The organism is Salinirubellus litoreus (assembly GCF_037335815.1).
Classification (GTDB): Archaea; Halobacteriota; Halobacteria; order Halobacteriales; family Haloarculaceae; genus Salinirubellus; species Salinirubellus litoreus.
Genome location: NZ_CP147841.1, coordinates 2,035,679 through 2,061,561, shown reverse-complemented (window position 1 = coordinate 2,061,561; position 25,883 = coordinate 2,035,679). Strand labels below are relative to the sequence as shown.

At 67.7% G+C, this 25,883-nt stretch carries 22 protein-coding genes; 3 read left to right on the top strand and 19 right to left on the bottom strand.

All coding sequences use genetic code 11. The features are described 5' to 3' along the window. Positions 1–118: 118 nt before the first annotated feature. Positions 119–2,107 carry an acetate--CoA ligase gene (acs, locus tag WDJ58_RS10135; RefSeq protein ID WP_338917583.1) on the bottom strand — a complete coding sequence of 663 codons (1,989 nt, stop codon included), beginning with the start codon at positions 2,105–2,107 and terminating at the stop codon, positions 119–121. Between the two features lie 142 nt (positions 2,108–2,249). Between acs and WDJ58_RS10130 the strand changes: the two genes are divergently transcribed. Both WDJ58_RS10130 and WDJ58_RS10125 read left to right on the top strand, forming a co-directional pair. After that, complete coding sequence (locus tag WDJ58_RS10130) at positions 2,250–3,254, top strand: ABC transporter ATP-binding protein (RefSeq protein ID WP_338917582.1); 1,005 nt, start codon at positions 2,250–2,252, stop codon at positions 3,252–3,254. Continuing rightward, positions 3,251–4,231, top strand: a complete 981-nt coding sequence (locus tag WDJ58_RS10125; RefSeq protein WP_338917581.1) for an ABC transporter permease subunit — start codon at positions 3,251–3,253, stop codon at positions 4,229–4,231. Before WDJ58_RS10130 ends, WDJ58_RS10125 begins: the two co-directional genes overlap by 4 nt. 19 nt (positions 4,232–4,250) lie before the next feature. On the opposite strand, the gene WDJ58_RS10120 is transcribed toward WDJ58_RS10125, so the two are convergent. From WDJ58_RS10120 to WDJ58_RS10080, 9 genes are all read right to left on the bottom strand, one after another. After that, complete coding sequence (locus WDJ58_RS10120) at positions 4,251–5,951, bottom strand: acyl-CoA mutase large subunit family protein (protein ID WP_338917580.1); 1,701 nt, start codon at positions 5,949–5,951, stop codon at positions 4,251–4,253. Positions 5,952–6,162: 211 nt separating this feature from the next. Continuing rightward, positions 6,163–6,978 carry a CBS domain-containing protein gene (locus tag WDJ58_RS10115; protein WP_338917579.1) on the bottom strand — a complete coding sequence of 272 codons (816 nt, stop codon included), beginning with the start codon at positions 6,976–6,978 and terminating at the stop codon, positions 6,163–6,165. Between the two features lie 60 nt (positions 6,979–7,038). Beyond that, positions 7,039–8,628 (bottom strand): DHH family phosphoesterase, encoded by a 1,590-nt coding sequence (locus WDJ58_RS10110; RefSeq protein ID WP_338917578.1) that lies wholly within the window; start codon positions 8,626–8,628, stop codon positions 7,039–7,041. Between the two features lie 437 nt (positions 8,629–9,065). After that, the gene (locus WDJ58_RS10105; RefSeq protein ID WP_380660630.1) at positions 9,066–10,586 is read right to left on the bottom strand and encodes an NADH-quinone oxidoreductase subunit N; all 1,521 of its coding nucleotides are present in this window, start codon (positions 10,584–10,586) and stop codon (positions 9,066–9,068) included. After that, the gene (locus WDJ58_RS10100) at positions 10,586–12,151 is read right to left on the bottom strand and encodes a complex I subunit 4 family protein (RefSeq protein WP_338917577.1); all 1,566 of its coding nucleotides are present in this window, start codon (positions 12,149–12,151) and stop codon (positions 10,586–10,588) included. The genes WDJ58_RS10105 and WDJ58_RS10100 overlap by 1 nt, the downstream gene beginning before the upstream one ends. Next, positions 12,152–14,197, bottom strand: coding sequence for an NADH-quinone oxidoreductase subunit L (gene nuoL / locus WDJ58_RS10095; RefSeq protein WP_338917576.1), 2,046 nt, complete (start codon positions 14,195–14,197; stop codon positions 12,152–12,154). Between the two features lie 3 nt (positions 14,198–14,200). Further along, positions 14,201–14,506 carry an NADH-quinone oxidoreductase subunit NuoK gene (nuoK, locus tag WDJ58_RS10090; protein ID WP_338917575.1) on the bottom strand — a complete coding sequence of 102 codons (306 nt, stop codon included), beginning with the start codon at positions 14,504–14,506 and terminating at the stop codon, positions 14,201–14,203. Then, positions 14,507–14,857, bottom strand: a complete 351-nt coding sequence (locus WDJ58_RS10085; protein WP_338917574.1) for an NADH-quinone oxidoreductase subunit J — start codon at positions 14,855–14,857, stop codon at positions 14,507–14,509. It lies immediately after the preceding gene. Then, on the bottom strand, positions 14,854–15,126 hold the full coding sequence (locus WDJ58_RS10080) for an NADH-quinone oxidoreductase subunit J (protein WP_338917573.1): 273 nt from the start codon (positions 15,124–15,126) through the stop codon (positions 14,854–14,856). Before WDJ58_RS10080 ends, WDJ58_RS10085 begins: the two co-directional genes overlap by 4 nt. Positions 15,127–15,489: 363 nt before the next feature. Here WDJ58_RS10080 and WDJ58_RS10075 point away from each other — a divergent pair, with 363 nt between their 5' ends. Beyond that, positions 15,490–16,185: a hypothetical protein gene (locus WDJ58_RS10075; RefSeq protein ID WP_338917572.1), complete on the top strand. Its 696-nt coding sequence runs from the start codon at positions 15,490–15,492 to the stop codon at positions 16,183–16,185. A gap of 338 nt (positions 16,186–16,523) precedes the next feature. On the opposite strand, the gene WDJ58_RS10070 is transcribed toward WDJ58_RS10075, so the two are convergent. The 9 genes from WDJ58_RS10070 to WDJ58_RS10030 all read right to left on the bottom strand — a co-directional run bounded on the left by WDJ58_RS10070 (position 16,524) and on the right by WDJ58_RS10030 (position 25,862). Beyond that, positions 16,524–16,985, bottom strand: coding sequence for a NuoI/complex I 23 kDa subunit family protein (locus tag WDJ58_RS10070; RefSeq protein WP_338917571.1), 462 nt, complete (start codon positions 16,983–16,985; stop codon positions 16,524–16,526). Further along, the gene (locus WDJ58_RS10065; RefSeq protein ID WP_338917570.1) at positions 16,982–18,124 is read right to left on the bottom strand and encodes a complex I subunit 1/NuoH family protein; all 1,143 of its coding nucleotides are present in this window, start codon (positions 18,122–18,124) and stop codon (positions 16,982–16,984) included. Before WDJ58_RS10065 ends, WDJ58_RS10070 begins: the two co-directional genes overlap by 4 nt. Next, on the bottom strand, positions 18,124–19,803 hold the full coding sequence (locus WDJ58_RS10060) for an NADH-quinone oxidoreductase subunit D (protein ID WP_338917569.1): 1,680 nt from the start codon (positions 19,801–19,803) through the stop codon (positions 18,124–18,126). The genes WDJ58_RS10065 and WDJ58_RS10060 overlap by 1 nt, the downstream gene beginning before the upstream one ends. After that, the gene (locus WDJ58_RS10055) at positions 19,800–20,516 is read right to left on the bottom strand and encodes an NADH-quinone oxidoreductase subunit B (protein WP_380660625.1); all 717 of its coding nucleotides are present in this window, start codon (positions 20,514–20,516) and stop codon (positions 19,800–19,802) included. Before WDJ58_RS10055 ends, WDJ58_RS10060 begins: the two co-directional genes overlap by 4 nt. A gap of 4 nt (positions 20,517–20,520) precedes the next feature. Further along, positions 20,521–20,937: an NADH-quinone oxidoreductase subunit A gene (locus tag WDJ58_RS10050; RefSeq protein ID WP_338917568.1), complete on the bottom strand. Its 417-nt coding sequence runs from the start codon at positions 20,935–20,937 to the stop codon at positions 20,521–20,523. Between the two features lie 132 nt (positions 20,938–21,069). Next, complete coding sequence (purE, locus tag WDJ58_RS10045; RefSeq protein ID WP_338917567.1) at positions 21,070–21,690, bottom strand: 5-(carboxyamino)imidazole ribonucleotide mutase; 621 nt, start codon at positions 21,688–21,690, stop codon at positions 21,070–21,072. A gap of 66 nt (positions 21,691–21,756) precedes the next feature. Further along, positions 21,757–22,566 (bottom strand): YihY/virulence factor BrkB family protein, encoded by an 810-nt coding sequence (locus WDJ58_RS10040; RefSeq protein WP_338917565.1) that lies wholly within the window; start codon positions 22,564–22,566, stop codon positions 21,757–21,759. A gap of 151 nt (positions 22,567–22,717) precedes the next feature. Further along, entirely contained in the window at positions 22,718–23,950 is a 1,233-nt protein-coding gene (locus WDJ58_RS10035) for a 5-(carboxyamino)imidazole ribonucleotide synthase (protein WP_338917564.1), read from the bottom strand. 88 nt (positions 23,951–24,038) lie between these two features. Further along, entirely contained in the window at positions 24,039–25,862 is a 1,824-nt protein-coding gene (locus WDJ58_RS10030) for a flippase activity-associated protein Agl23 (RefSeq protein ID WP_338917563.1), read from the bottom strand. Positions 25,863–25,883 lie beyond the last annotated feature (21 nt).

The window sequence follows — 25,883 nt, the reverse complement described above, 5'->3', positions numbered from 1 at the left end:
AACGGAAAAGACCGTGATAGTCGTTCCGGGTCCGGCTCCGCTCGTCGTCGGCCGGGCGGTCCGGCGTTCGGTCGGGGACTGACGGGGGTCGAGCGAGAGAGGAGCGGTCGAGCGTGGCTCAGTCGCCCTGGACCTGCTCGCGGATTCGCTCGGGGACCGACGGGTCGCGCAGCGTCGTCGTGTCGCCCAGGTCGGCGTCGTTGGAGATGTTCTCCAGCAGCCGGCGCATGATCTTCCCCGACCGGGTCTTCGGGAGGTCGTCGACGAAGTGGACGTTCGCGGGCCGGGCGAACGCGCCGATCTCGTCCTCGACGGCCTCGATGATGTCTTCACGAACCTCCTCGCTCTGCTCGACGCCCTCCCGGAGGACGACGTAGACGTCGGGCACCTCGCCCTTCTCGGTGTGCTCGCGGGCGGCGACGGCGGCCTCGGCGACCGCCTCGACCTCCGCGACCGCCGACTCCAGTTCCATCGTCCCGAGCCGGTGGCCGGCGACGTTCATCACGTCGTCGAGCCGGCCGAGGATCCGCCAGTAGCCGTCCTGAGCGTGGACGGCCCCGTCACCGGCCTTGTAGTTCCAGTCCGTCCAGTCGTCGCTGTCCGTATCGGAGAAATCCGCCCAGTAGGTGTCGATGAACCGTTCGGGGTTGCCGTAGACGGTCTGGAGCATGCCGGGCCACGGCCGGGTGATGATCAGGTTGCCCGCCTTCCCGGCGGCGGGTTCGAGTTCCTCGCCCTCGTCGTCGACGAGCGCCGGCTCGATACCGGGGGCGGGTTTGCCCGCGCTCCCGGGCTTCATGTCGTCCAGGGCGGGCAGGTTCGTGATGAGGTGTCCGCCGGTCTCGGTCTGCCACCACGTGTCGACGATCACCGCGTCCTCGTCGCCGATGTGCTTGTAGTACCAGAGCCACGCCTCGGGCTGGATCGGCTCGCCGACCGTCGTCATGTGCCGGAAGTCGAAGTCGTATCCCTCGACGTGCTCCTCGCCCCACTTCATGAACATCCGAACGGCGGTCGGGGAGGTGTGGAAGATGTCGACGTCGTAGCGTTCGGCGATCTCCCACATCCGGGACTTGTGCGGGTAGTCCGGCGTCCCCTCGTACATCACGCTCGTCGTCCCGAGCGCGAGCGGGCCGTAGACGATGTAGCTGTGGCCCGTGATCCACCCGATGTCCGCCGCACACCAGTAGGTGTCCTCCGGTTTGATGTCCAGCACGTGCTTCGAGGTCGCGGCGGCGTAGGCGAGGTACCCACCCGTGCGGTGCTGACAGCCCTTCGGCTTCCCGGTGGTCCCCGACGTGTACATCAGGAACAGCGGGTCCTCGGCGTCCCGGGAGACGGGCTCGACCGTCTCGCGGCGGTGATCTTCGAGGAGCTCGGGGACCATCGTGTACTCATCGCTCACGTCGGCGGAGTCGTGGACCTCGTCGTGGCGCGTCCAGCAGAGCACCTGCGGGTCGCGGTCGGCCTCCTCCAGAGCCGTATCGGCCTTCTCGACGTGCTCCAGGAACTCCCCGCGGCGGTAGTAGCCGTCGATGGTGACGACGTAGTCCGAGTCGGCGCTGTCGACGCGCTCCGCGAGCGCCGACGCCGAGAAGCCGGCGAAGACGACCGAGTGGGGCGCACCGATCCGGGCGCACGCGAGCATCGTCACGGGCAGGGCGGGCACCATCGGCAGGTGGATCGTGACGACGTCGTCCTCCTCGACGCCCACGTCACGGAGCGCGGCGGCCATCTCGTTGACCTCGCGGTAGAGGTCCTGGTAGGTGATGTTCTCCTGCTCGCCGTCCTCACCCTCCCAGAGCAGGGCGGTCTGGTTCTTGCGTTCACCCAGGTGCCGATCGACGCAGTTGTACGAGGCGTTGAGCTTCCCACCGACGAACCACTCGAAGAACGGCGGGTTCGACCCATCGAACGTCTCGTCCCAGTGTTCGTCCCAGTCGAGCAGTTCGGCGTAGGCCTCGAACCCCTCGGGGAACTCGCCCACCTCGTCGTGGATGGCCGGATCCGAGGCGTTGGCCTGCCCGACGAACTTCGACGGGGGTCGGAAGTACTCCTGCTCGCGGAGCCGCGCCTCCAGCTCGACGTCCGCATCTTCGTCTGACATAGTTCCCTCGTTCGGGGTTCCGAGGGTGGTACAATATTTCTGTCGCCAGGGGCTGACCGACGCCACACAAGACTTTTCCCGGGCTCGCCGGGCCTTCGGATATGGACGGTCCCCGACTGCCCTCCCTCCACCCGGTGAGCCGATGAGCCCGGACCCCGTCGTCGAGTTCGACGGCCTGACCAAGCGTTTCGGCGGATTCACCGCCGTCGACGACCTCGATCTCGCCGTCGAAGCGGGCGAGACGTTCGGCTTCCTCGGCCCGAACGGGGCCGGGAAGTCGACGACGATCAACGTGATGCTCGACTTCACCAAGCCCTCCGACGGGCGAGTCTCGGTGTTCGGCCACGACGCCAACGCCGAGAGCCTGCCGATCCGCCGCCGGACCGGCTGTCTGCTCGAAGGGTACGGCGTCTACCCCGAACTCACGGGGAAGGAGCACGTCGAGCACGCCATCGAGACGAAGGACGCGACCGACGACCCCGACGAACTGCTCGCGCGTGTGGGGCTCTCGGACGCCGCCGGACGCCGTGCCGGCGGCTACTCGAAGGGGATGGCCCAGCGGATGGCCATCGCCGTCGCGCTCGTGGGCGATCCCGACCTGCTCGTGCTCGACGAGCCCTCGACCGGCCTGGACCCGAACGGCGCACGGACGCTCCGGGAGATCGTCGAGACGGAGTCCGCACGCGGCACGACCGTCTTCTTTTCGAGCCATATCCTCGAACAGGTCGAGGCGGTCGCCGACCGCATCGGCATCCTCCTCGACGGCTCGCTCGCCGCGGAGGGAGGCGTCGACGACCTCCGGCGCGAGCTCGGCGTCGGGACGGCCCTCGACGTCTCCGTCTCGGCGGTCCCCCGGACGCTCGTCGACGGACTGTCCGGGACGGAGGGCGTCCACGAGGTTGCCGTCGACGACCGCCGGATCGAGGTGTCGTGTGACGGCGACGGCGCGACGAAGCTCAGGGTCCTCAACGCGGTCGCGGAAATGGGCGTCTTCGAGGATTTCGAGGTCCGCGAGGCGTCGCTCTCCGACGTGTTCTCGCGGTACACCGGCTCGGACGACACCGCGTCCGCGAAGGGCGCGACGACCGTTCCGCGGACGGACACCGCGAGCGACGGCCCGGCCCGGGAGTCGGGGGCGAGCGAATGAGTCGAACCGACGTCTTCCGGCGCGACCTCCGGAGCGTCTACCGCTCGCGCACGGGGACGGCGGTGACGGCGATCGTCGCGCTCACGACCGTCGTGGCGGCGGGGCTGTTCGCGCTCGGCTCGGGCGTCCAGGCGCTCGCGGGGATCGGCGCGCTACTGGTCGTCGGCTCGCTCGTCGCGCTCGTCTTCCTCGGGAGCCCGAAGCAGATCGCGGCGGTCGTCCTGGCGTTCACCGTCCTCGCGGTGGTCGTGACGCTGGCCCTGCGCGAACCGTCGGGGAGCGGCGCGCGCCCCGGGATGGGGACCGCGGTGCTGGTCGCCGGCGGCGGCCTGTCGCTCCTGCTCCCGCTCGTGGGGCTGATCGGGAGCTACGCCGCGCTCGTCGGCGAACGCGAGACCGGCAGCGTCCGGTTCCTCCTCGGGCTCCCCAACAGCCGCGACGACGCTTACGCCGGTAAATTCGCCTCCAGATCGACCGTCGTCTGCGTCCCGCTGGTCGTCTGTCTGCTGCTGACGGGCCTGATCGTCGCGCTCACCTTCCGGGACGGGTCGTTCCTGGCGATGGTCGGGCTGACCGCCGTCTCGACCCCGTACGCGCTGCTGTTCGTCGGCATCGGGCTCACTGCGTCGGCCTACGCGGACACCTCGAACCGCGCGGTCGCGGTCGTCATCGCCGTCTTCGCCGTCCTCCGTGGCGGCTGGCCCGCCGTCCAGTTCCTCACGCTCACGGGCGTCGAGAGCGTCTACCCGCGGCCGGAGTGGTACTTCTGGATCGGCCGGCTCAACCCGATCAACGCCTACGTGAAGCTGACGACCCTGTTCGCCGAGTTCGAGTACGGCCACCCCCTGATCACCACCCCCGACGAGGTGGCGACGGTCGCGACGACCCACTGGTTCGCGGCGGCCGTCCTGCTCGGCTGGACGGTGCTGGCCCCGGTCGCCGGCCTGCTCTACTTCCGCCGGCGTGACCTGCTGTAGGCGGCGCAGGTGTAGAGGATCAGGCGAGTCCGATCTTCTCGGAGTACTTCCCGTAGTGCGTCTCGAAGACGGACATGATCTCGCCCATCGTCGCGTAGGCCTTCACCGCGTCGATGACGTAGGGCATGACGTTCTCCCCCTCGTCGATGGCCGAGGAGAGCGCATCGAGGGTCTCCTCGACGGCGTCGTCGTCGCGCTCGCGCTTGACGCGAGCGAGCCGGTCGAGCTGCTTCTCGGCCACCGCGTCGTCGACCTTCAGGATCTCCGTGTCGGGCTCCCCTTCGGTTCGGTACTCGTTGACGCCGACGACGACCTCCTCGCCGCGGTCGACGCGCTGCTGGTACTCGTAGGAGGCCTCCTGTATCTCGCGGTGGAAGTATCCCTGGTCGATCCCTTCGAGCACGCCGTCGCGAACCGAGCCGTCGCCCAGCTCGCGGATCTCCTCGACGTACTCGACGATCTCGGCCTCCATCTCGTCGGTCAGTTTCTCGACGGCGAAGCTCCCGCCCAGCGGGTCGGCGATGTCCGCCGCGCCCGACTCCTCGGCGATGATCTGTTGCGTTCTGAGGGCCACCCGGACCGCGTCCTCGCTCGGGAGCGCGAGCGCCTCGTCGTAGCTGTTCGTGTGCAGGCTCTGGGTCCCCCCGAGCACGCCCGCGAGCGCCTGGATCGTCGTCCGGACGACGTTGTTCAGCGGCTGCTGTGCGGTGAGCGACTGGCCGGCGGTCTGGGTGTGGAACTTCAGCCGGCGGGCCGCGTCCGACTCCGCGTCGTACCACTCGGCCATCAGTCGCGACCAGACCCGGCGGGAGGCGCGGAACTTCGCCACCTCCTCGAAGATGGAGTTGTGCGAGTTGAAGAAGAAGGAGAGCAGCGGCGCGAACTCCTCGATATCGAGCCCCCGCTCGAGGCAGTCCTCGACGTAGGCGAAGCCGTCGGCGAGCGTGAACGCCGCCTCCTGTGCCGCCGTCGAGCCCGCCTCGCGGATGTGGTAGCCCGAGACCGAGACGGGGTAGAACTTCGGCGTCTGCTCGACCGCGAACTCGATGGTGTCCGTGACGACGTCGAGCGAGGGTTCGGGCGGGATGACCCACTCCTTCTGTGCGATGAACTCCTTGAGCATGTCGTTCTGGAGGGTTCCCCTGATCTCTTCGCGGGGGACGCCCTGCTGGTCTGCCAGCGCGACGTACATCGCGTAGACGACGGCGGCGGAGGGGTTGATCGTGAAGCTCGTCGAGACCTCGCCGACGTCGATGCCGTCGAACAGCACCTCCATGTCCCGGAGGGTGTCGACGGCGACGCCCTCCTTGCCGATCTCCCCCTCGCTCATCGGGTGGTCCGAGTCGAGCCCCATCAGGCTCGGCATGTCGAACGCCGTCGAGAGGCCCGTCTGACCCTGCTCGGTGAGGTAGTGGAACCGCTCGTTGGTCTCCTCTGCGGTGCCGAAGCCGGCGAACTGGCGCATCGTCCACGTTCGACCGCGGTACATCGTCGGGTAGACACCCCTCGTGTAGGGCGGTTCGCCGGGCATCCCGAGGTCCTCGTCGTAGTCGAGGTCGGCGACGTCCTCGGGCGTGTAGACGCGATCGACCTCGTGGTTGGAGACGGTGGCGAAGCGGTCCTTGCGCTCGCCGTGGGCGTCGAGCGCGGGGTCCAGGGTCTCCCCCTCCCACTCCTCGCGGGTCTCCCTGATCTCGGCCAGATCCTCCTCGTCGAACATAGCGGCGGTTCGGTCGGTGCGAGTAAGAACCTTCGCACGGCACCCCCGGAGGGCGTTCTACGGTCTGCTCGCCGGGATCGGGACGCCGGGTGGGACTGAAAGGGGCCGGCGTTTCGGGATATGTGCAGTAGTACTCCGTACGGCAGCTGAAAACATCTCGAAAGCCCCCGCCTTTCAGTCCCACCCGACGGTTAATCCTCGCGCAATCGTTCTACCGCCCCTGCAATCGCTCGGTCGTCTCGACGAGCGGGTGGTGGGCGTAGTCGACCTCCTTGATGTCCTCGATCGAGGAGAGGTTCTCCTTGCGGGCGGTCTCCGCCATGCCGAGTTCCACGGGTTCGTTGAGGACTATCACGTAGGCGTCCATCTCGTCGATGTCGAGCCGGCGGGCGGCCTTCACGCGGTGGTGGCCGTCGGCGAGCAGTAGCTCCTTCGAGCCCTCGCCGGTCACGGAGAGGGGGTTGTCGATGACCACGAGCGGTTCGGCGAGCCCGTTCTCCAGTTCGTAGCGCCGCCCCTCGAGTTCGTCGGAGTAGACCTTCGTCTGAGTCGGGACGAGGTCGTCGAGGCGGACGGTCCGTCGCTCCTCGGTCGCCCTGATGCCGTGGATGTTCTCCAGGGTCCGCATCAGTTTGCCGACCTTCTCGGGGGTGGCCCGCTCGATCTGCGAGCGGACGACGTCCGCGTTCGAGATGATGCCGACGAGGTTCCCGGTGTCGTCGACCACGGGGAGCTTCTGGATGCCCGACCGGAGGATGACCCGCGCGGCGTCGTTGATGCGCATATCCGGGTGGGCGACGACGAGGTCGCGGGTCATCACGGTGAAGATCGGGGCGTCGTCGGATTCGAGCAGGAGGTCGCGCGCCGAGACGAACCCCTCGACGCGGCGGCCGTTGGTCACCGGGAACCCGCCGTGTTCGCTCTCGGCGATGGCCCGCGCGACGTCGGCCACGGTGTCGTCGCCCGAGACGGTCTGCACGTCCCGGGTCATGTAATCCTTCACCCGCGGCTTGTCTCCGCTCTCCATCGGCCGGACCGAGGGGGGCGGGCGACAAAAACCTCGTGGGCGGTCTCCTCCCGTGTCGGATTACGCGTTCCGGTCGGAATCGTCGCGTCCCTCGCCTCTCTCGTCGGACCGGGGATCGGCATCCGACTCGCGTCCGGACCCCGCGTCCCCGTCGCCGGGAACCCGATACTCCTCGGCGGTGCCGATGTAGTCACCCCGGGCGTAGACGGCGGTCGCCGCGCGGTTCGGACCCACCCCGAGCGCGTCGAAGAACCGCTCGGTGACGACGTCCTCGATGACGTCGCCGGGGTCCTCGTCGTCCTCGTCGATCAGCATCCCGACGGGGAGCTGTGCGCCCGCCATGTCCGCGTGCCCGCCGGCGCTGCCGACCTGTCCGAACGCGTCCCGCAGCGCCTCGCCGAGGTCGAGGTCCGTCCCCCGGGCGCGAGCCGATGCGTAGACGACGCTCTCCTCGTCGACGCCCGTGAACCCGAAGACGAACGTCACCGCGATACCCTCGAGGTCGAGCAGCCGGTCGGCCGCCTGCGCCAGCGCGTCCCGGTCGGAGACCTCCCCGAGACAGGTGACCAGCACGTCGTCGCGCACCTCGCGGTTGCCGATCGCGGTGGCGATAGCGTCCATCGTCTCGGAGTCCATCGACGGCGACTCGATCCGTTCGAGCGTCGCCGTGTCGGCGTACGAGAGGAGGTACGCCGCCGCCCGGAAGTCCTCGGGGTCGACCTCGCGCGAGAAGTCGTCGGTGTCGACGCGGATGCCGAACAGCAGTCCGGTCGCGAGCCCGCGGTCGGGTTCGATGCCGAGGTCCCGGAGGTACCCCGTGAGGAGCGTCGAGGTCGCGCCGACGTTCGAGCGCAGGTCGACGAACTCCGCCTCGACCGGCTCGCGCGGCGGGTGGTGGTCGATGACGACCGACACCTCCGTCTCGGGGGGGAGCCCGTCGTTGACGCCCGGTCGGGAGTGATCGACGAGCGCGAACGAGCCGAACCGGTCGAGATCCGAGTCGGGGCCGAGCGCCGTGAGGTCGTATTCGAGCAGGTTGACGAACGCCCGGTTCTCCTGGTGGTTGATCTCGCCGTAGTAACAGACCTCGGCCTCGATCCCGGCGGTCTCGGCGATGCGCGCTAGGGCGAACGCCGAGGAGATGGCGTCGGGGTCCGGGTTGTCGTGGGCGACGACCGCGAGCGGCCCGGAGAGCGACCGGAGCACGCGGCGGAGTCGCCTGGTCCGGTAGCCCACCTCGCGGATGGGCCGCCCGAGCGTCTCGGCGGTCGCCGTCCCCTCGTCGACCACCCGGTCCGCGACCTCGCCGAGCGCCGCCCGGTCGGCCGGCGTCGGTCCCTGACCGGTGTAGGCGAGCAGGAACGCCTCGGGGAACGCCTCGCGCCCGGCCCGGGCCACCGCGCGGTTCTCCGCCGGATCGTCACCGCCCACGATCACCGTCTCCACCCCGTCGAGCAGGTCGGCCGCGCGACGGTCGATCACCTCGGGGTCGGTCGTCTCGGCCTGCTCGGCGCGGATGCTCTCGTCGCGGAGCCCCTCGACGCGGCCCGCGTCGCCGTCGAGCACGAGCAGCGGCTCTCGCCGATCCCCGAGTTCGAGCGCCAGCCGTCGGCCGAACGTGCCACAGCCGAGGACGAGCCGCGAAGTCACACCCCCTCGTTCCGGTCACACGGTCTAAAACCCACCGTCCGCCGCCGGTCGATCGATAAAGTCGACGTCGTAGCCTCCGAAACGGGTAGCCGCCGGGGCGGCGAAGCCGCTCCGATGTCCTCCGCTATCAGCTCACCGCGGGACGACTCGGCGTTCGTCCCGGGGGTCGTCCGGCGTCGACTCCCCGGATGGATCCCCCGGGAGGCGGTGTTCGGGCTCCTGGCCGCGTTGAGCCTCTCGTCGTGCGGCCGTGCGTCACCTACTGGCTCGACCCCCTCCCGGTCGCGAGCGTCCTGGCCGCGGCCGGGGTACGGGCGGCCCTCCTCGGCCCCCGTGCCGACGGGTCGGGTGGGTGAGTCGGTCCCGCGGCTCGGGACGTGGAGGGTGCACGCCGAGGAATCGAACGCGGCCAAGACGGGACCGAGACCGGCCGGAACTCAGAACAGCGCCGCGGCGGCCTCGAACGCGGTGCCGGAGAAGAGCCCGATCGCCGGGAGCAGGAGCACGGTGACGACGCCGGCGACGACGACGGCCGCGTAGAGCCCGCTCGGGTAGCCCCGGCGGTCGATCGCGTCGAGGTTGCCGTTGGGCTCCTCGATCCACATCGCCTTCACGACGCGGGAGTAGTAGAACAGCGACAGCGCGCTGTTGATCGCGCCGACCAGCGCGAGCCACCAGACGCCCGCGCCGACCGCGCCCGCGAACAGGTAGTACTTCGAGAGGAACCCGCCGCCGACCGGCAGTCCCGCGAGCGAGAACATGAAGACGGTCATGGCGACGCTCGCCACCGGGGCCTTCGTCGCCAGGCCGTTGTAGTCCTCGAAGGTGCGGCCGATACCCCAGTACTCGACCATGGCGATGAACAGGAACGCGCCCGTGTTCATGAACCCGTAGACGAGCATGTGGATCATCCCCGCCCCGAGGACGATCTCGCTGTTGCCGGCCCCCGTCAGGGCGGCCACGCCGATGAGGACGTAGCCCGCGTGCCCGATCGAGGAGTACGCGAGCATCCGCTTTACGTTCTCCTGGGTGGCGGCCGCGAAGTTGCCGAGCGTCATCGTCACCACGGCGAGCACCTGGAAGACGAGCACCCAGTCGATGGCCATCGCGACGTCAGCGATGGGGAACGCCGTCACGAACACGCGGTAGAGGACGACGAACCCGGCGGCCTTCGACGCCGAGGAGAGGAACGCGCTGACGGGGGCGGGCGCGCCCTCGTAGGCCTCCGGAGCCCAGAAGTGGAACGGGACGCTCGCGGTCTTGTACGCGAAGCCGCCGGCGATCATCAGCACGCCGACCCCGAGCAGTCCGGGAAGCTCCGTTCCGCCCGAGAGCGCCTCGGCGACCGCCGGCAGCGACAGCACGCCCGTGACGCCGTACACGAGCGAGATGCCGTAGGCGAAGATGGCCGAGGAGAGCGCCCCGATGAGGAAGTATTTCAGACCCGCTTCGACGCTCCCGCGGTTGTCCTTCAGGAACGCCACGAGCGCGAACGACGGCAGCGAGGACAGCTCGAGCGCGACGAACACCGTCGCCAGGGAGTTCGCCGTCGCCATCAGCGCCATCCCGAGCGTCGCGAGCATGATGAGCGAGTAGAACTCGGCCTGGTACTCCTGGCCCTCCAGGTAGTCGTAGCTGGCCACGAAGACCAGCGTGGCGACGCTCGTGAAGATGAACGTGAACAGTAGCGCCATCCCGTCGACGACGAGCGACCCGCGGAAGAGTTCGACCGAACCCTCCGTCTGGCCGACGCCGGCGACGAGGTAGACACCCGTGACGATCGTCGCCGTGAGCGCGCCGAGGGTGGCGATCCCCGCCAGCAGCGCGTTGTTCGAGTAGTCGGGGTCGATACTGTCGACGACGAAGAGCACGAGCGCGAAGGCGGCGAGTACGAGCGCCGGTGCCATCGCCGCCCAGTCGGGGCTGATGGCCAGCGGCACGAGGGCGGATCCGAACATCAGGAACCACCCCCGACGTTCAGCGTTACCTCACTCAGGTCGATCACCGGGTTGACGGCGTCCTGTATCATGTCGAAGAATATCTCGGGGAACGTGCCCAGCACGACGATGAGCACGATGAGCGTGACCAGCGGGAACACGTCGTGGCGTGCGGCCCGCGTGATCTCGTAGTCCGTGTCGACCCGGAACGGGCCGAACAGCGTGCGCTGCATCGCCCACAGCAGGTAGCCGGCCACGATGACGATGCCGAACATCGCGACCGCGGTGAAGACGGCCATCCCGTTCCCTCCCATCACGTCCGAGCGGAACGCGCCGACGAAGACGAAGAACTCGCCGGCGAAGCCGGCCATCAGCGGCAGGCCGGCGTAGCCGAACGCGCCCGCGACGAACGCGCCGACCGTGACGGGCATCTTCTCGGCCAGCCCGGCCATGTCGTCGATCATCCGCGTGTGGGTGACGTTGTAGACGACGCCGACGCAGGCGAACATCAGCCCGGAGATGAGCCCGTGGGCGACCATCTGGAACGTCGCACCCCCGAACCCGTACGTGTTGTACGCGACGAGCCCGAGGATGACGTAGCCCATCGAGGACACCGACGAGTAGGCCACGACCCGCTTGAGGTCCTGCTGGGCCAGCGCGAGGAACGCGCCGTAGATGACCGACACCACCGCCACGAGGGCGATGGGCACCGCCCACGCCCGGGCGACTCCGGGCAGCATCGTGAAGTTGAACCGCAGCAGCGCGTACGTCCCCATCTTCAGGAGCACGCCCGCCAGCAGCACCGAGATGGGCGTGGGTGCCTCGACGTGGGCGTCGGGTAGCCAGGTGTGGAACGGCACGATGGGCACCTTCACGCCGAAGCCGACGAACATGGCGAGGAACGCGAGCGAGGCGACCTGCGGGGCCGTGAGCAGGCCGAGCCCGCCGAGTTCACCCGCGCGGAGCGCGCCGGCGATGGCCGGCATGTCGAGCGTCGTGATCGAGTCCCCGAGCCCGAAGACGAGCCCGAAGAACCCGATGAACATTACCAGCGACGCGATGTTCGTGTAGACGAAGAACTTGATCGCGGCGTACTTCCGGCGCGGACCGCCCCAGACCCCGACGAGGAAGTACATCGGGACGAGGACGCCCTCCCAGAAGACGAACCAGACGAAGAAGTCCAGCGCCGAGAAGACACCGATCAGCGCGGCCTCCATGAACAGCACGAGCCCGTAGAACTGGCTCTCGCGCTCGTCGATCGGCGTCCACGACGCGAGGATGGCGAGCGTCGTGAGCACCGTCGCCAGCAGCACGAGCGGCATCGAGACGCCGTCGAGGCCGACGTGCCAGTTCAGCCCGTAGGGGCCGAGCGTGATCCACTCGACCATCGTCTCGAAGGCGATCTCCGAGTCCGGACCGGCGATGAGCGCGTTGCCCACACCGTCGAAGACCGCGTACATGTACAGCGAGACCGCGAGCGGCGCGAGGCTCCAGCCCAGCGCCACCTTCGGGACGTGCTCGTCGGGGAGGAAGAACACCACGCCAGCCCCGAGCAGGCAGAGCCCGATGAGCAGTTCGATAAGCATCTAGAACCACCCCCCGGTGAGCCCGAAGGCCACCAGAAGCAGTACGAGCCCGAGCGTGATGAGGGCCGCGTAGTTCGAGACGATGCCGGTCTGCACCCTGCGGAGGCGGTCCCCGGAGAACAGCGACACCGAGGAGACGAGGTTGACCCCGCCGTCGATCACGCCCTGGTCGAACCGGTCGGCGGCGCGGGCGATCCCGACGCCGAGATCCTGTGCGAGCCAGACCTGATACTCGTCCTGGTAGTAGTTGGCGAAGAGCACGTCGCGGGCCTCCCCGAGCTTCTCGGTGTGCCGTTCGGGGTGGGGGTCGTTGTACAGGAAGTACGCGAGCCCCGCACCCGCCAGCGCCAGCCCGAGCGAGACGGCCGCCGATAGCAGCATCGTCCCCGTCTCGCCGAGGAGGTAGGCGGCCTCGTAGCCGGCCTGCTCCTCGAGCACCACCTCGTAGTGGTGCAGACCCGTGAGGAACTCCTCGGGCGTGCTGTTGAGCCAAATGTGGAGGTAGTCGATGTGCAGGCCCGTCAGCTTCGCGATCGGGGCCATGTTGATGAACCCGACCGTCGCCGCGAGCACGCCGAGCACCGCCAGCGGGCCCTTCACGTTCCACCCCACGCCGTGGGGATCACGCGCGGTGTCGGACCGGGGCTCGCCGTGGAAGGTGAGCATCACCATCCGGAAGGTGTAGAACCCGGTGAAGAACACGGCGATCAGCCCCATGAGGTACGCCAGCAGGAGCAGCGGGCTGTTCAGCCCGTGGATGAGAGCCTCGAACAGCACCTCGTCCTTCGACCAGAACCCCGCGAACGGGATGATGCCCGCGAGCGCGAGCGACCCCGAGAGGAACGCGTAGTAGGTGACCGGCATCCGGTCTTTCAGCCCGCCCATGTCCCACATATCCTCGTTGTGGTGCATGGCGATGATCACCGACCCCGCGCCGAGGAACAGCAGCGCCTTGAACACCGCGTGGGTCGTCAGGTGGAAGACGCCGGCGACGTAGCCGCCCGTCCCCAGCGCGAGCATGATGTAGCCGTACTGGCTGATCGTCGAGTACGCGAGCACCTGCTTGATCTCCTCCTTGACGACGCCCATCGTCGCCGCGAATAGAGCAGTAAAACCGCCGACGAACGCGATGACCGCGAGCGCGGTCGGCGAGACGGCGTAGAAGCCGTACATCCGCGCGACGAGGTAGACCCCGGCGGCGACCATCGTCGCCGCGTGGATGAGCGCCGAGACCGGGGTGGGGCCCTCCATCGCGTCGGGCAGCCACGTGTGGAACGGGAACTGTGCGGACTTGCCCATCACGCCCCCGAGGACGAGGAGGCCGATGACGGTGAACCACGCGCGGGGGTCGAGCCCGAAGAACGTGTTCACCGAGCCCTCGCCGGCGACGGCGAGTTCGGCGAGATGCGGGAAGCCCTCGCTGCCGGCGAACGTCGACGTGCCGAACGTGGCGAAGACGGCGACCACGCCGATGAGGAAGAAGTAGTCACCGAAGCGAGTCACCAGAAACGCCTTCTTCGCCGCCGACGGCGGGCCGGCCTCGCGGAACCAGAAGCCGATTAGCAGGTACGAGCAGAGCCCGACGAGCTCGAAGAACATGAACGCCATCAGCAGGTTGTCGGACATGACGAACGCGAGCATGCTCGCGGTGAACAGCCCGAGTTCGGCGTAGTACCGCGGGAGCCCGGTCTCGCCCTCGTCGTTCATGTATCCGAGCGAGAAGATGTGGACGAGGAAAGCGATGAGCGAGACGATGACGAGCATCAGGGAGCTCAGCTGGTCGATCAGGATGCCGAAGTGCAGGTCGAACGTGCCCTGGCCGACGACCCAGGTATACAGTACGGACTGGTGGACCGTCGGCTCGCCCAGGATGCCCCACACCGAGAGCAGGGCACCGAGCGAGAGCAGGAGCGAGCCGCCGGTCGCGGCGATACCGGCGAACGCGCCCCGCTTCGGCATGTACTTCCCGGCGAACAGCGCCACCAGGAACGATACGAACGGCAGCACGGCGATAGCGGGAACGAATGGGAAGATTCCTTCTGCCATGTGTCACCACCTCAACGTCGTCGCCTTCGTCACGTCCACGTCCTGGAAGTTGCGGTAGAGCACGAGTATGATGCCGATGCCGACGGCCACCTCGGCCGCCGCCAGCGCCATCGTGAACAGGCTGAACACCTGCCCCGTGAGGTTCCCCCAGTAGAAGGAGAACGCGACGAGGTTGATGTTCGCGGCGTTCAGCATCAGCTCGACGCTCATCAGGAACATCAGCGCGTTCCTGCGCGTGAGGATGCCGAACAGTCCGATACAGAACACGGCCGCCGAGAGCACGAGGTAGTACTGGGTCGCGACCGCCATCTACCGGTCACCCCCCTCGTCCGTTACCTCGTCCCGGCCGCCGTCCGTCTCGAGCGGGCCGAGCCCCTCGCCCTCGCGCTTCGCGAGCATCACCGCGGCGTCAAGCGCGGCGTCGAGCACCACCGCGATGATGAGGAACGCGACGAGGAAGCCCTCGGCGGGGAACGCGCCGTCGTCGATGTTGAACATCGCGTAGCCGATCGAGGCGGTGATCGAGCCGTCCCCGGGGAACCCCTGCGGCGTGCCGAGGCGCGCGGTGAGGAACACCGCGGCCAGCACGACGAAGAGGACGAGCGCGATGAGGCCGACCGCCTGGCGCTCGTTCCGCTCGAGGCGCGGTCTGGTCGTCACGCCCCGTCCACCTCCAGTTCCGGCCCCTGATCGCGGACGAGCATCACGGCGAACGTGATGAGGATGAGCACCCCACCGACGTACACCAGGATCTGCATCGCCGCGAGGAACTCGGCGCGGAGCATCACGTAGTGGATCGCGACGCTGGTCAGCGCCGCCCCGAGCAGGAGCGCCGCGTGCCAGACGTCGCGGACCAGCACGACGCCCAGGCTGCTCCCCACCGTCACGAGGGCGAACAGCGCGAACGCCAGGGTCTCGAGTAGAGCCATTACGTTGGACGTAACGGAGAATCGGTTTCAAGCTTGCTGTTTCCCCGCCCACCAAACTTTTGCACGCTTGCTCGGCGCGGCGGAGCCGCGCCTCGCTCGCGGCAAAACTTTGGTTTCAAAACGCTCGTCGCTCCAGCGCGAGCCTTCGGCTCGCTTAGTCGCTCCTCGCGCGCTGGCCTCGCTCCGCTCGGCCAGTGAACCGCTCGCTCCCTTCGGTCGCTCGCGGATGCTGGTGGAACATCTGGTGGCCTCGGGTTTCACTCCATCTAATTTTCCAATAGCTGTCCGAAAGGGGATTCGCGATACAGTGATCGGATTCATTACAGACAGTAGATTGGTCGTTACCCAAGCGGAAACTAATGAGTGCAGAGAACTCAAGAACAAATTACGTCGATGTTCCGCGTCGCTTTGAAACAGTCTGCTCAAGAACAGAATTGTCGTGTCGGTGAGATAGTCCCAGAGGAAGGTCCAGTCAAGCAGTTCAACTCACGTAGAGTAGCCGAAGAATTTGCAGATGAGATGTGTTCATCAGGGGATCCGGTACGGCTACAATCACCCGCTCCACAGGATCCCGCAGACGTTGATGCATATTTGATCAGTGACACCCAGCGCAACGAATGGGAACCAATAGAGTCGAACGAACAGAGTGTGACGTTCCCGGTTGGAGCAAATACGTACGGCGGTTTGGGATTCGGGTTGGTATATCTTGAGGGCAAAACCTCGCCCGCATTGGCACACTATTTTACTGAGCAAGCGCCCCCTTCGAAACAGGGACGAGTGGTCTGGGTGGACGCTGAGCCACAGTTACCAGACGAGATTGAAGTGGGATGGTCCCCAGATCTCCGAATTGAGGTTTCGCCTGGTGATGCGTCATCTAATGATGTTTACTTTGCTGAAGTGAAATCAGGAAATTCCCCATTCGAACGTCAGCAACGGGACGATATGCAGCGCGTGAGTGAAGATTATGGAGTATTGCGGATCCGAGTGAAGTTAGCTAGGTTGCCGAAAGAATACACTGTTCTGATTGCCGAGGTAAGTCCGAACGAATGGCCTGTGTGACAGCATGGATTGATATCAGTATCAGAGATGATTTCGTTAGACTGGTTCTACAACGGCCACCCAATGACTGCCCTGAGGTGTAACATACCCGCCGTGTACTCAGCACGCCTACGCGTACTCCCACCATTATCGACAGGAATTCCCGTGGGGCCATCGTTTGCTTGAACCCAGTATCCGCGCGAGCGACCGAAGGGAGCGAGCGGTTCACTGGCCGAGCGGAGCGAGGCCAGCGCGCGAGGAGCGACCGCAGGGAGTGACGAGCGTTTTGAAACCAAAGTTTTGCCGCGAGCGAGGCGCGGCTCCGCCGCGCCGAGCGAGCGTGCAAAAGTTTGGTGGTTCTATTGGTAGTCGATCTCGCCCTCCCCTTCACCGATCCACGCGCCGCGGTCGGGTTCGCGGGAGGCGAGCGGGTCGATGTCCTTGTACCAGGGGACGTTCTTGAGCTGCTCCATGTTGTAGGCGAACTCGTCCTTGGTGTTCGCCGTGAACTCGAAGTTCTGGGTGAGCAGGATCGCGTCGACGGGGCAGACCTCCTCGCACAGCCGGCAGTAGATACACTGACCGATGTGGAGGTTGTACTGCTCGCCGTTGCGCTGGTCGTCGGTGACGATCTGGATGGTGTCGTTCGGGCAGACGTTCTCGCACTGGCGACACCAGATGCACCGCTCCTGGCTGAACTTGTGGACGCCGCGGAACCGCGGGGACACGTCGGGCGTGTCCTCGGGGTACTCGACGGTGAACGTCGAGCCGTCCAGTGCGTGTTTCATGGTCGTTGCCATCGACTTGAGTAGTCCGATCATGCTATCACTCCCACGATGACGGCCGTGAGCACCAGGTTCGCGAAGGAGAGGACCAGCATCCCCTTCCAGCCGATCTCGATGAGCTGGTCGATGCGCACCCGCGGGATGGCCGAACGCATCCACTGGGTGAACAGGAACACCGCGAGCATCTTGATGACGAACCAGAGGAACCCGGGCAGCACGGGCCCCGCCGGGCCGCCGAGGAAGATGGTCGCGATGATCGCGCCGCCGAGGAAGATGTGCAGGAACTCCGAGAGGTAGCCCAGCACGAAGTAGACCGAGGAGTACTCGGTCTGCCACCCGGCGACGATCTCGGTCGGGGCCTCGGGGACGTCGAACGGGTTACGTCCGACCTCCGCGAGGTTCGCGGCCATGAACAGGAGGAACGCGAACGGGTTGACGAACGCGTACCAGGCCGGGATCACTATCGGGCCGAGTTCGAGCAGCGGCACGGCCTGTGCGGCGACGATCTCGCTCATCCGGAGGCTGCCGGCGAAGACGACCACCGACGCCGCCGTGATTATCAGCGGGATCTCGTAGGCGAGGTTCTGCGCGACCGCCCGGAGCCCGCCGAGCAGCGAGTACTTGTTGTTCGAGGAGTAGCCCGCCATCACCAGCCCGACGGAGGCGACCGAGGCGGTGGCGAACACGTAGACGAGGCCGGCCTCCGGATCGGCGAGCTGGATACCGCTCCCCATCGGGATGACGGCGAACCCGGCGACCGCCGAGAACACCATGACGATGGGCGCGATGTCCCAGGCCGGCCGATCGACGCCCTCGGGGATGATGAGTTCCTTCGAGAGCAGGCGGACGGCGTCGGCCACGATGATGAGTAGCCCGAACGGGCCAACGCGATTGACCGCGACGCGGTCGGTGAACGCGGCGGTGATCTTCCGCTTGCCCCAGATGCCGGAGACCGCCACCAGCGTGAGCAGGAACGTGATGATGAGCGCCCCGCCGATGAGGCCGGCGAGGAAGTCCGCGCCCGGCCCAGAGATCCCGAGCAGACCCGTGATCGTCTCCGTGAGCGTGGTGACGTCGCCGGCGGCGGCCGAGGCGTTCGTCGCGTTCGCGGCACCGTCCGGCGTAGCCGTGGCCGTCCCGTTGGCCGTGGTGGTCCCGTTCCCGCTCTGGACCATCAGCGGTCCACCTCCCCGAGTACGATGTCGAGGCTACCGAGCGAGGCGATGAGGTCGGGCACGTACTCCCCCTCGGACATCTCGGCCAGCGTCGAGAGGTTGTGGAAGCACGGGCTCCGGATCTTGAACCGGGCGGGCTTGTCGGTGCCGTCGGCCCGGATGTAGACGCCGAGTTCGCCCTTCGCGTTCTCGACCGCGCGGTAGATCTCGGTGTCGTTCTCCGGCTTGAGCGTCCGCGGGACGTTCGACTGGATCTCGCGGTCGTCCTCGGGCCAGTCCTCCAGCAGGTCGATACACTGGGAGACGATCTTCGCGGACTCCTCGACCTCCTGCATCCGGACGAGCACCCGCGAGTAGTTGTCACAGCCGTCCTCGGTGACGACATCCCAGTCGAGCTGGTCGTAGTAGCCGTAGGGGTCGTCGCGCCGGAGGTCGTAGTCGATGCCCGAGCCCCGGGCGACCGGCCCGGTCGCCCCGTAGGACTTGGCGACCTCCGGGTTCAGGATGCCGGTGTTGACACACCGCATCTGGAAGATCTCGTTGGAGGTGACCATGTTGTGGTACTCCTCCAGGCGCTCGGGGAGGTCCTCGAGGAAGTCCCGGGTCTTCTCGAAGAACTCCTCGCGGGGCTCGGGGAGGTCCCACGCCACGCCACCGAGCCGGAAGTAGTTGTACATCATCCGCTGGCCGGTGAGATCCTCCAGGATGTCCTGGGCGATCTCCCGGTCGCGGATGGCGTACATGAAGATGGCCGTGAAGTCCCCGTAGACGTCGAGGGCGAACGTCCCCAGCGCGAGGAAGTGGCCGGTCATGCGGGAGAGCTCGGACCCGAGCGTCCGGAGCACCTTCGCGTAGTCGGGGACGTCGAGGTCCGCGAGGTCCTCGGCGGCCCGCGCGTACGCCCACTCGTTTGGCATGTTCGCGGTGTAGTCCCACCGGTCCGGGTAGGGCATGATCTGGTGGCGGTAGGTGCTCTGCTGGGCCATCTGCTCCTCACACCGGTGGAGGTAGCCGACGTCCGGATCGACGTCGGCGACCTGCTCGCCGTCGAGCACCGTCTTCAGGTGGAGCACGCCGTGGGTGGCCGGGTGGTGGGGACCGATGTTCAGGAACATCGTGTCGGCGTCGTCGCCGCTCCGGTGGTCGTCCTGGAGCGGGTTGGCGTGCTCGCGCAGCGTGACGACCTGGGGCTTCTCCTGGTTGTAGTCGGCCCGCATCGGGTGGCCCTGCCAGGTCTCGGGCATGAGGATCCGCCGGAGGTCGGGATGACCCTCGTACTCGATCCCGACGAGGTCGTACGCCTCGCGCTCGTGCCAGTTGGCGGTCAGGTAGACCGGTTCGGCCGTCTGGCTCACGGGCCGGTCGGTCGAGGTGGGGACGACGACGCCGACCTCCTGGGTCGGGTCGTCGTACTTCTTCAGGTGGTAGATCGACTCGAAGCGGTCACTGTACTCCTGTGCGGTGAGACAGGAGAGGTGATCGAAGCCCGCCTCGCCCTTCAGCGTCCGGAGGACGTCCTGAACCTCGTCGGGCCGAACGACGAACGCCTCGGCGTTGATGTGCGTCTCGCGGTCGAGGACGTGCTCGCCGAGCAGTTCCTCGAGCGCGTCGTAGTCGACGGTGCCGTCCTCGGTCACGCCGACGTCCGTTTCGGGGGGAGTGGGTTCTTCGAGGCTCATGGTGAATCCGCCCAGTTGTACCGCATGACGAGGTCCTCCTCGTCGATCTCGTCGGCGAGGTGCTGGACCAGTTCGTCGCGGTCGAGGTCGCCGAACTGCTCGAGTTCGTACGGCTTGACCGTCACCGGGGAGGTCTCGCCGTTGGCGATCCGCTCCTGGAGCTTGGCGACGCCGTAGACCAGCGCCTCGGGACGGGGCGGACAACCCGGGACGTGGATGTCGACCGGGATGACCTCCTCGGCACCCTTGACGACGTTGTAGCCCTCCTGGAACGGACCACCCGAGATGGTACACGAGCCCATCCCGACGACGAACTTGGGCTCGGGCATCTGGTCGTAGACGCGCTTCATCCGGGGAGCGAACTTCGAGACGATGGTGCCCGGGACGATGATGACGTCGGCCTGCCGGGGGGAAGCGCGGGGGACCCCCGCGCCGAACCGGTCGAGGTCGTGTTTCACCGCGTAGGTGTGCATCATCTCGATGCTGCAGCAGGCGATACCGAACTGCAGCATGAACATCGAGGAGCCCCGGACCCAGTTCATGAACTTGTCGAACTTGGTGAGGATGAACGGCGAGGAACCGAACGCCTCCCGGAGCTTCGAGTTGAACCGGTTGTCGACGCCCTCGCCCATCCGGGCCTCCTGTGTCGAGACGATCTCCGGACTGCCGTAGGCGTCTTCGCCCTGCTGGTCGTGTGGTTGGTCGCTGCTCATGATATCACTCCGCGTTCCGCTGTTCTTCTCTCGTCTTCGCCCGCGGGCTCTTGACCCAGCGGACGGCACCGTTGCGCCACGCCCACGCCAGCCCGACGACGAGTACGCCGATGAACACCAGCATCGGTCCCAGCGCGCTGACCAGCCCGACCGACTGGACTGCATCCCGGTAGATGACCGTCCACGGGAAGATGAGGACGGTCTCGATGTCGAAGATGACGAACAGCAACGCGACCATGTAGTACTGGATGTTGAACCTGATGCGCGTGTCTCCCGTCGGGATCTCGCCGGACTCGTAGATGGCGCTCTTTCCCTGTTCCGGCACGCTCGGGCGGAGGAGCGACGAGATGACGATCATCGAGACCGGCACCACGACGCCCACCAGCGCGAGGGCACCGATAGCGATCCATGGATTGCTCACGTCTCTATCATCGCACGGTTGGGAACCCCCGTACATAAGAGTTGATAACGGTGCTTGCCGGTGGTTCGACCCGGTCCCGTCCCGGGCTATCGCTTCCGGGCGTCGGGGCGACGCGCCGGTTCCCGTCGGCGACTACTCGCCCATCGACTCGCGGTAGGCGGGGGTCCCCCGCTCGTGGAGCCCCCGCGAGTCCTCGCCGACCCCCGCACGGAGATCCTCGTGGTAGGCCTCCAGCCGCTCGTCGAGTTCGGGGTGGGCCCGTGCGAGCACCTGGACCGCCGACAGCGCCGCGTTGAACGACTTGCCCGCGTCGACCGCCGTGATCGGCGCGCCGGTGGGCATCCCGATCACCGAGTCGATCGACTTCTCCTGGACCGGTACCCCGATCACCGGGAGCGGGTAGGCGATGCTCGCGGTCATGTTCGGCAGGTCGGCGCTCTTGCCCCCAGCGCCGGCGACTATCACGTCGAGCCCCCGGTCGCGGGCCGTCCCGGCGTAGGCGTACATCAGGTCGGGCGTGCGGTGAGCGGAGACGACGTACGTCTCGAAGGAGTATCGCGAAGCGGGCGGGTCGTCGTAGTCGGTCACCTCCTCGAACCCGAGTTCCGTGAGCGCCTCGTAGGCCCCGAACATCGTCTCCAGGTCCGAGTCCGACCCCATCACGATGCCCACGTCGGGGGTCTCCTCGGGGTCGCGCTCTCGGTCCGCCTCGGCGTGGAGTTCGTCGATCAGCGACTGGACGCTGTCGGTCATATCCCGATGCCCGCTCCCGCGGCGCTTTGGCGTTGCGGTCGCCCGGACCTCGCTGGCCGAGTCGAATCAGACGTCCTTCGTGGCCTTCGCCCGGGTCGGCGTTCGCGTCACGGTCGGGCCCGCGTCGACGACGAGGTTGAGGACGACGCCAGCGAGGAGGACGACGGCCCCGGCGTAGAGGAACGTGATGAACAGGAGGACGGCCCCGAGGAATCCGTACGCGGCGTAGCTCCCGGCGGCACCCGCGTAGTAGAAGAAGATCAACTGGAGAACGACCCACCCGACCGACGCGAGCGCGGCACCGGGGAGGACGTGTCTGACCGTCACCGGGGTCGGGGGGAGGACGTAGTAGATCGGGATGAGCACGAGGAAGAGGACGACCAGCGCGGCGAGGTTACCGAGCAGCGTCGGGTACGGGACGCCGAACTGGACGAACGAGAGGGCGACGCTGACCGCCGACAGGAGGGCGAACCCGCCGAGGAGCACGCCGAGGACGACCAGGCTCCGCCAGACGTGATCGACGAACGTGCGGGTCGAGGAGATGTCGTACAGCTCGTTGAAGGCGTGCGAGAGCGCCCGGAACACCTTGATCCCGCTCCAGAGCGCGAGCCCGAACCCGAGGACGCCCGCCGCCGCCTGTCCGCGGCTACCCGACAGGGCCTGGCTCAGTATTTCCTGTGCGTTCCCGGAGAGGCTCGATTCGAGCGCCCCGATCAGGATGTCCGTCGCGCCGAACAGCGAGAGGACCACGAGCGCCACGGTCAGTAGCGGGATGATCGAGGAGATCGCGTAGTACGCGACGCTCGCCCCCATGAAGAGGAGGTGGTTCTTGCGGGCGACCTCGACCAGATCCCTGGCGTTTTCCTCGACGTTCATACTGATCCCTCTGTCCCACACCCGATCGTCAGCGCGTACGAAGAGAGCGACATGCGGTTGACTCGCCCGGATCGAGACGGCCGACGAGTAAAGAGGGTCTGCCTGCGCTGGCAAGGCCCGAGCTCGTCGGGGGCACCCCCGTCCGGCGCGGCTACTGGCCGTCGGAGCGGAACGTCATGTCGTCGCGCACCGCCCGCGTCCGCTCCAGTAGTTCCGACGTATCCGTCCCGTCCCCACCCGTGGCGGTCACGTGCCCCATCTTCCGGAGCGGACGGGCCTCGCGCTTGCCGTACCAGTGGAGCGAGAGGTCGGGTTCAGCGAGCGCCCGATGGACGTTCCGTAGCGCGGCGGGCTCCGGCTCGGGGACGTCCCCCAGGAGGTTCGCCGAGACGGTCGGCGAGCGCCGCTCGGTCGAACCCAGCGGCCACCCCAGCACCGCCCGGACGTGCGCGTCGAACTGGGAGGTTCGACAGCCCTCGATGGTCCAGTGCCCGGAGTTGTGCGGCCGTGGGGCCACCTCGTTCACCAGTATCTCCCCGTCGCTGTCTCGCGGCTCCGCCGCTCGACTGTCCGAGGCGCTTCGCGCCTCGCTCACCTCGAAGAGTTCGATCCCGTACACCCCGCGGCCGTCCATCTCCGCGAGGACGTCCCGGGCGACTTCGGCCGCCCGCTCGCGCGTCGCCTCGTCGGTTCGGGCGGGCGAGGCCGTCTCCCGGAGTATCTCCTCGCGGTGGACCGTCTCGGTAACGGGGAACGTCCGGCGGTCCTCGGCCCCGCGGACGCCGATGACGGCGAGCTCACGCTCGAACTCGACGAACCGTTCCGCGAGCGCCGGCCCGCCGAGTTCGTCGAGGGCGTCCTCGGCCTCGTCGGGTCCGGAGACCGGGAAGTTCCCGCGGCCATCGTAGCCGCCGGTCCGGGCCTTCAGCATCACCGGCCAGCCGAGTTCCTCCCCCGCGGCCCGGAGGTCCTCGGCGTCGTCGACCCGGCGGAACTCGGGGAGGGGGATCCCGGCGTCGGCGAACGCGCGGTTCTGCACGAGCTTGTCCTGGATCGTCCGCAGCGTGTCGGGGTCGGGGTGGACAGGGGTACCGGTCTCGTCGGCGACCCGCTCCATGGCGTCGGGGTCGGCGAGTTCGATCTCGTAGGTCAGCACGTCGGCTCGTTCTGCGACCTCGCGGATCGTCGCCTCGTCGTCGAAGTCGCCGACGACCTGGTCGCGGACGACCGACCGGGCGGGACAGTCCGGCGTCGGGTCGGACACCACGACCTCCACGCCCAGGGGACCGGCCGCCTCGCCGAGCATCCGTCCGAGCTGTCCACCGCCGACGACGCCCAGCGTCGGGCCGGGCGAGGTGAGCGTCGGATCCGGGGTCTCGTCCATACGCGGCGCTCGGCGGGCCGGTAGGTGTCGGTTACGGTCTCGGTCGGTGTCGGTGTCCACCGGACACCGGATCGACGGTCCGGGTCGGCTACTGACGGACGTACACCACCGACTCGGTCGTGTCGCCCTCGGCGGTGCGGAGGAGGAACCGGGTCTTCTCGTATCCGCTCCCGAGGCGCTCGTCGAGGACCGGCTCCGCGCTCGAACGGGCGATCACGACCGGCGGTACCGTCTCCACACCGGCGAGCGCCGACTCGTTCACCGCACACGTCACCGCGACGTCGTCCTTGTAGGTGTACCACGGGAGCGAGAGCGACGGGAAGAACTTGATACACTGTGGGTGAAGTGGGACCCGGATGTCGTCGTCTCCGAGGCCGACGAAGTCGTCCTCGTCGTCGACGAAGTACTCGCCGTAGAAGAGCACGTCCGGCTCGCTCCCGTCGCTCGCGGCCGCTCGCATCGCCCCGGTGGCGACCCGCATCTCGTCACTCGGCTGGGCGTACTGGACCATCGCGTCCGCCGAGTCGTCGTCCAGGTAGATCCCGTTGGCGGTGGCGACGGCCATCTGCCCGAACACCAGGAGGAAGATGAGCGCGACGAGGCCGACGCTCGCGCCGTCCTCGGCCGCGAACGACTCCACCCCCACGCGGTAGAGCTTCGCCATCCCCACCGCCGCCGGGATCGCGAGCGGCACCAGCACGTTCACGACGATCCACGCCCCGTAGATGTCGGTCCCGAGCGGGTAGCCGAGCGCGGAGGCGAACGCCCAGTAGGCGGCGAACATGACGAGCGGCCGCGGGCGGCTCGCCCCGTACCGTTCGAGACCGAACCCGATCAGGCCGAACGCGGCGAGCGGCGCGGCGTAGAGCGCGTACGTCTCGAGGGTCCCGCCGAGGAACCGCGTGAACGTCGAGGCGAGCTCCGCCACCTGGACGCTCTCGCCGCCGTCGCTTCCCGGCTGGCTGATCCAGTACCCGATCTTCCCGAAGTCCGAGACGGTGGCCGCGAGCACGTCCGGGATCGCTCCGGGGGTCGTGAACATCCCCCAGAAGCCGACGTGTCGGCCGGCGACCTCGACCGGCGAGCCGGTCCCCCGTGGCGCGTAGAAGAACAGCAGGACGAGGAGGAACAGGGCGAGGCCGACCGCGAGGTGGCCGAGGTAGCGGACGAACCGCTCGCCGTCGACACGCGCCCGGACGCGCTCGCCGAGTGCGGAGAGACGGTCCATCCCGCCGTCGTAGTCCGCGGGGCCGAACAGCGACCGGTCGGCGACGAGCGCGCCCGCGCCGAGCCAGCAGAGCACGTACAGCACCGCGTTCTCCTTCGAGGCGAACCCGAGCGCGGCGAGGAACGTCCCCGCGTAGAGGAGTCGGACGTCGCCCGTGTCGAGCAGGCGGACGAACAGCGCGAACGCGGCGAACATGAACGCCGCGACGAGCACCGACGACCGCGAGAACCGCGAGTAGTAGAGCAACACGGGGTTGAGCGCGAGGAAGAACGCGAGCGCGAGCACCTCCGTCCGGCGGAGCCGGTCGCGGAGCAACAGCGCGGTCAGCGGCAGGGCGGCCCCGACGAGCGCGACGATCAGCCGCATCGAGAAGTCCGTCGGCCCGATGACGGAGAACAGCCAGGAGTTGACGTGCTGGAGGAACGGCCCGTGGATGATGGGGCGGTACTCGAAGTTGCCCGTCCGCACGAGGTACTCGGTGAAGTAGGCGACCCGGCCCTCGTCGAAGTGGGCGACGCGCGCGCCGAGCGCGACCAGCCGCAGGACGAGGCCCGCGAGGACGATCAGCGCCACCCCGCGGGTGAGGTCGTCGCGGTCGCCGAGCCACGGGACCCGGTCGAGGGCGTCGATGGAGAGGAGGTAGTCCTCCCCGCCCCAGTCCTCGTCTCCACGTCCGGCGGCCATTTGTCGGTGGTGTGCGCGGCG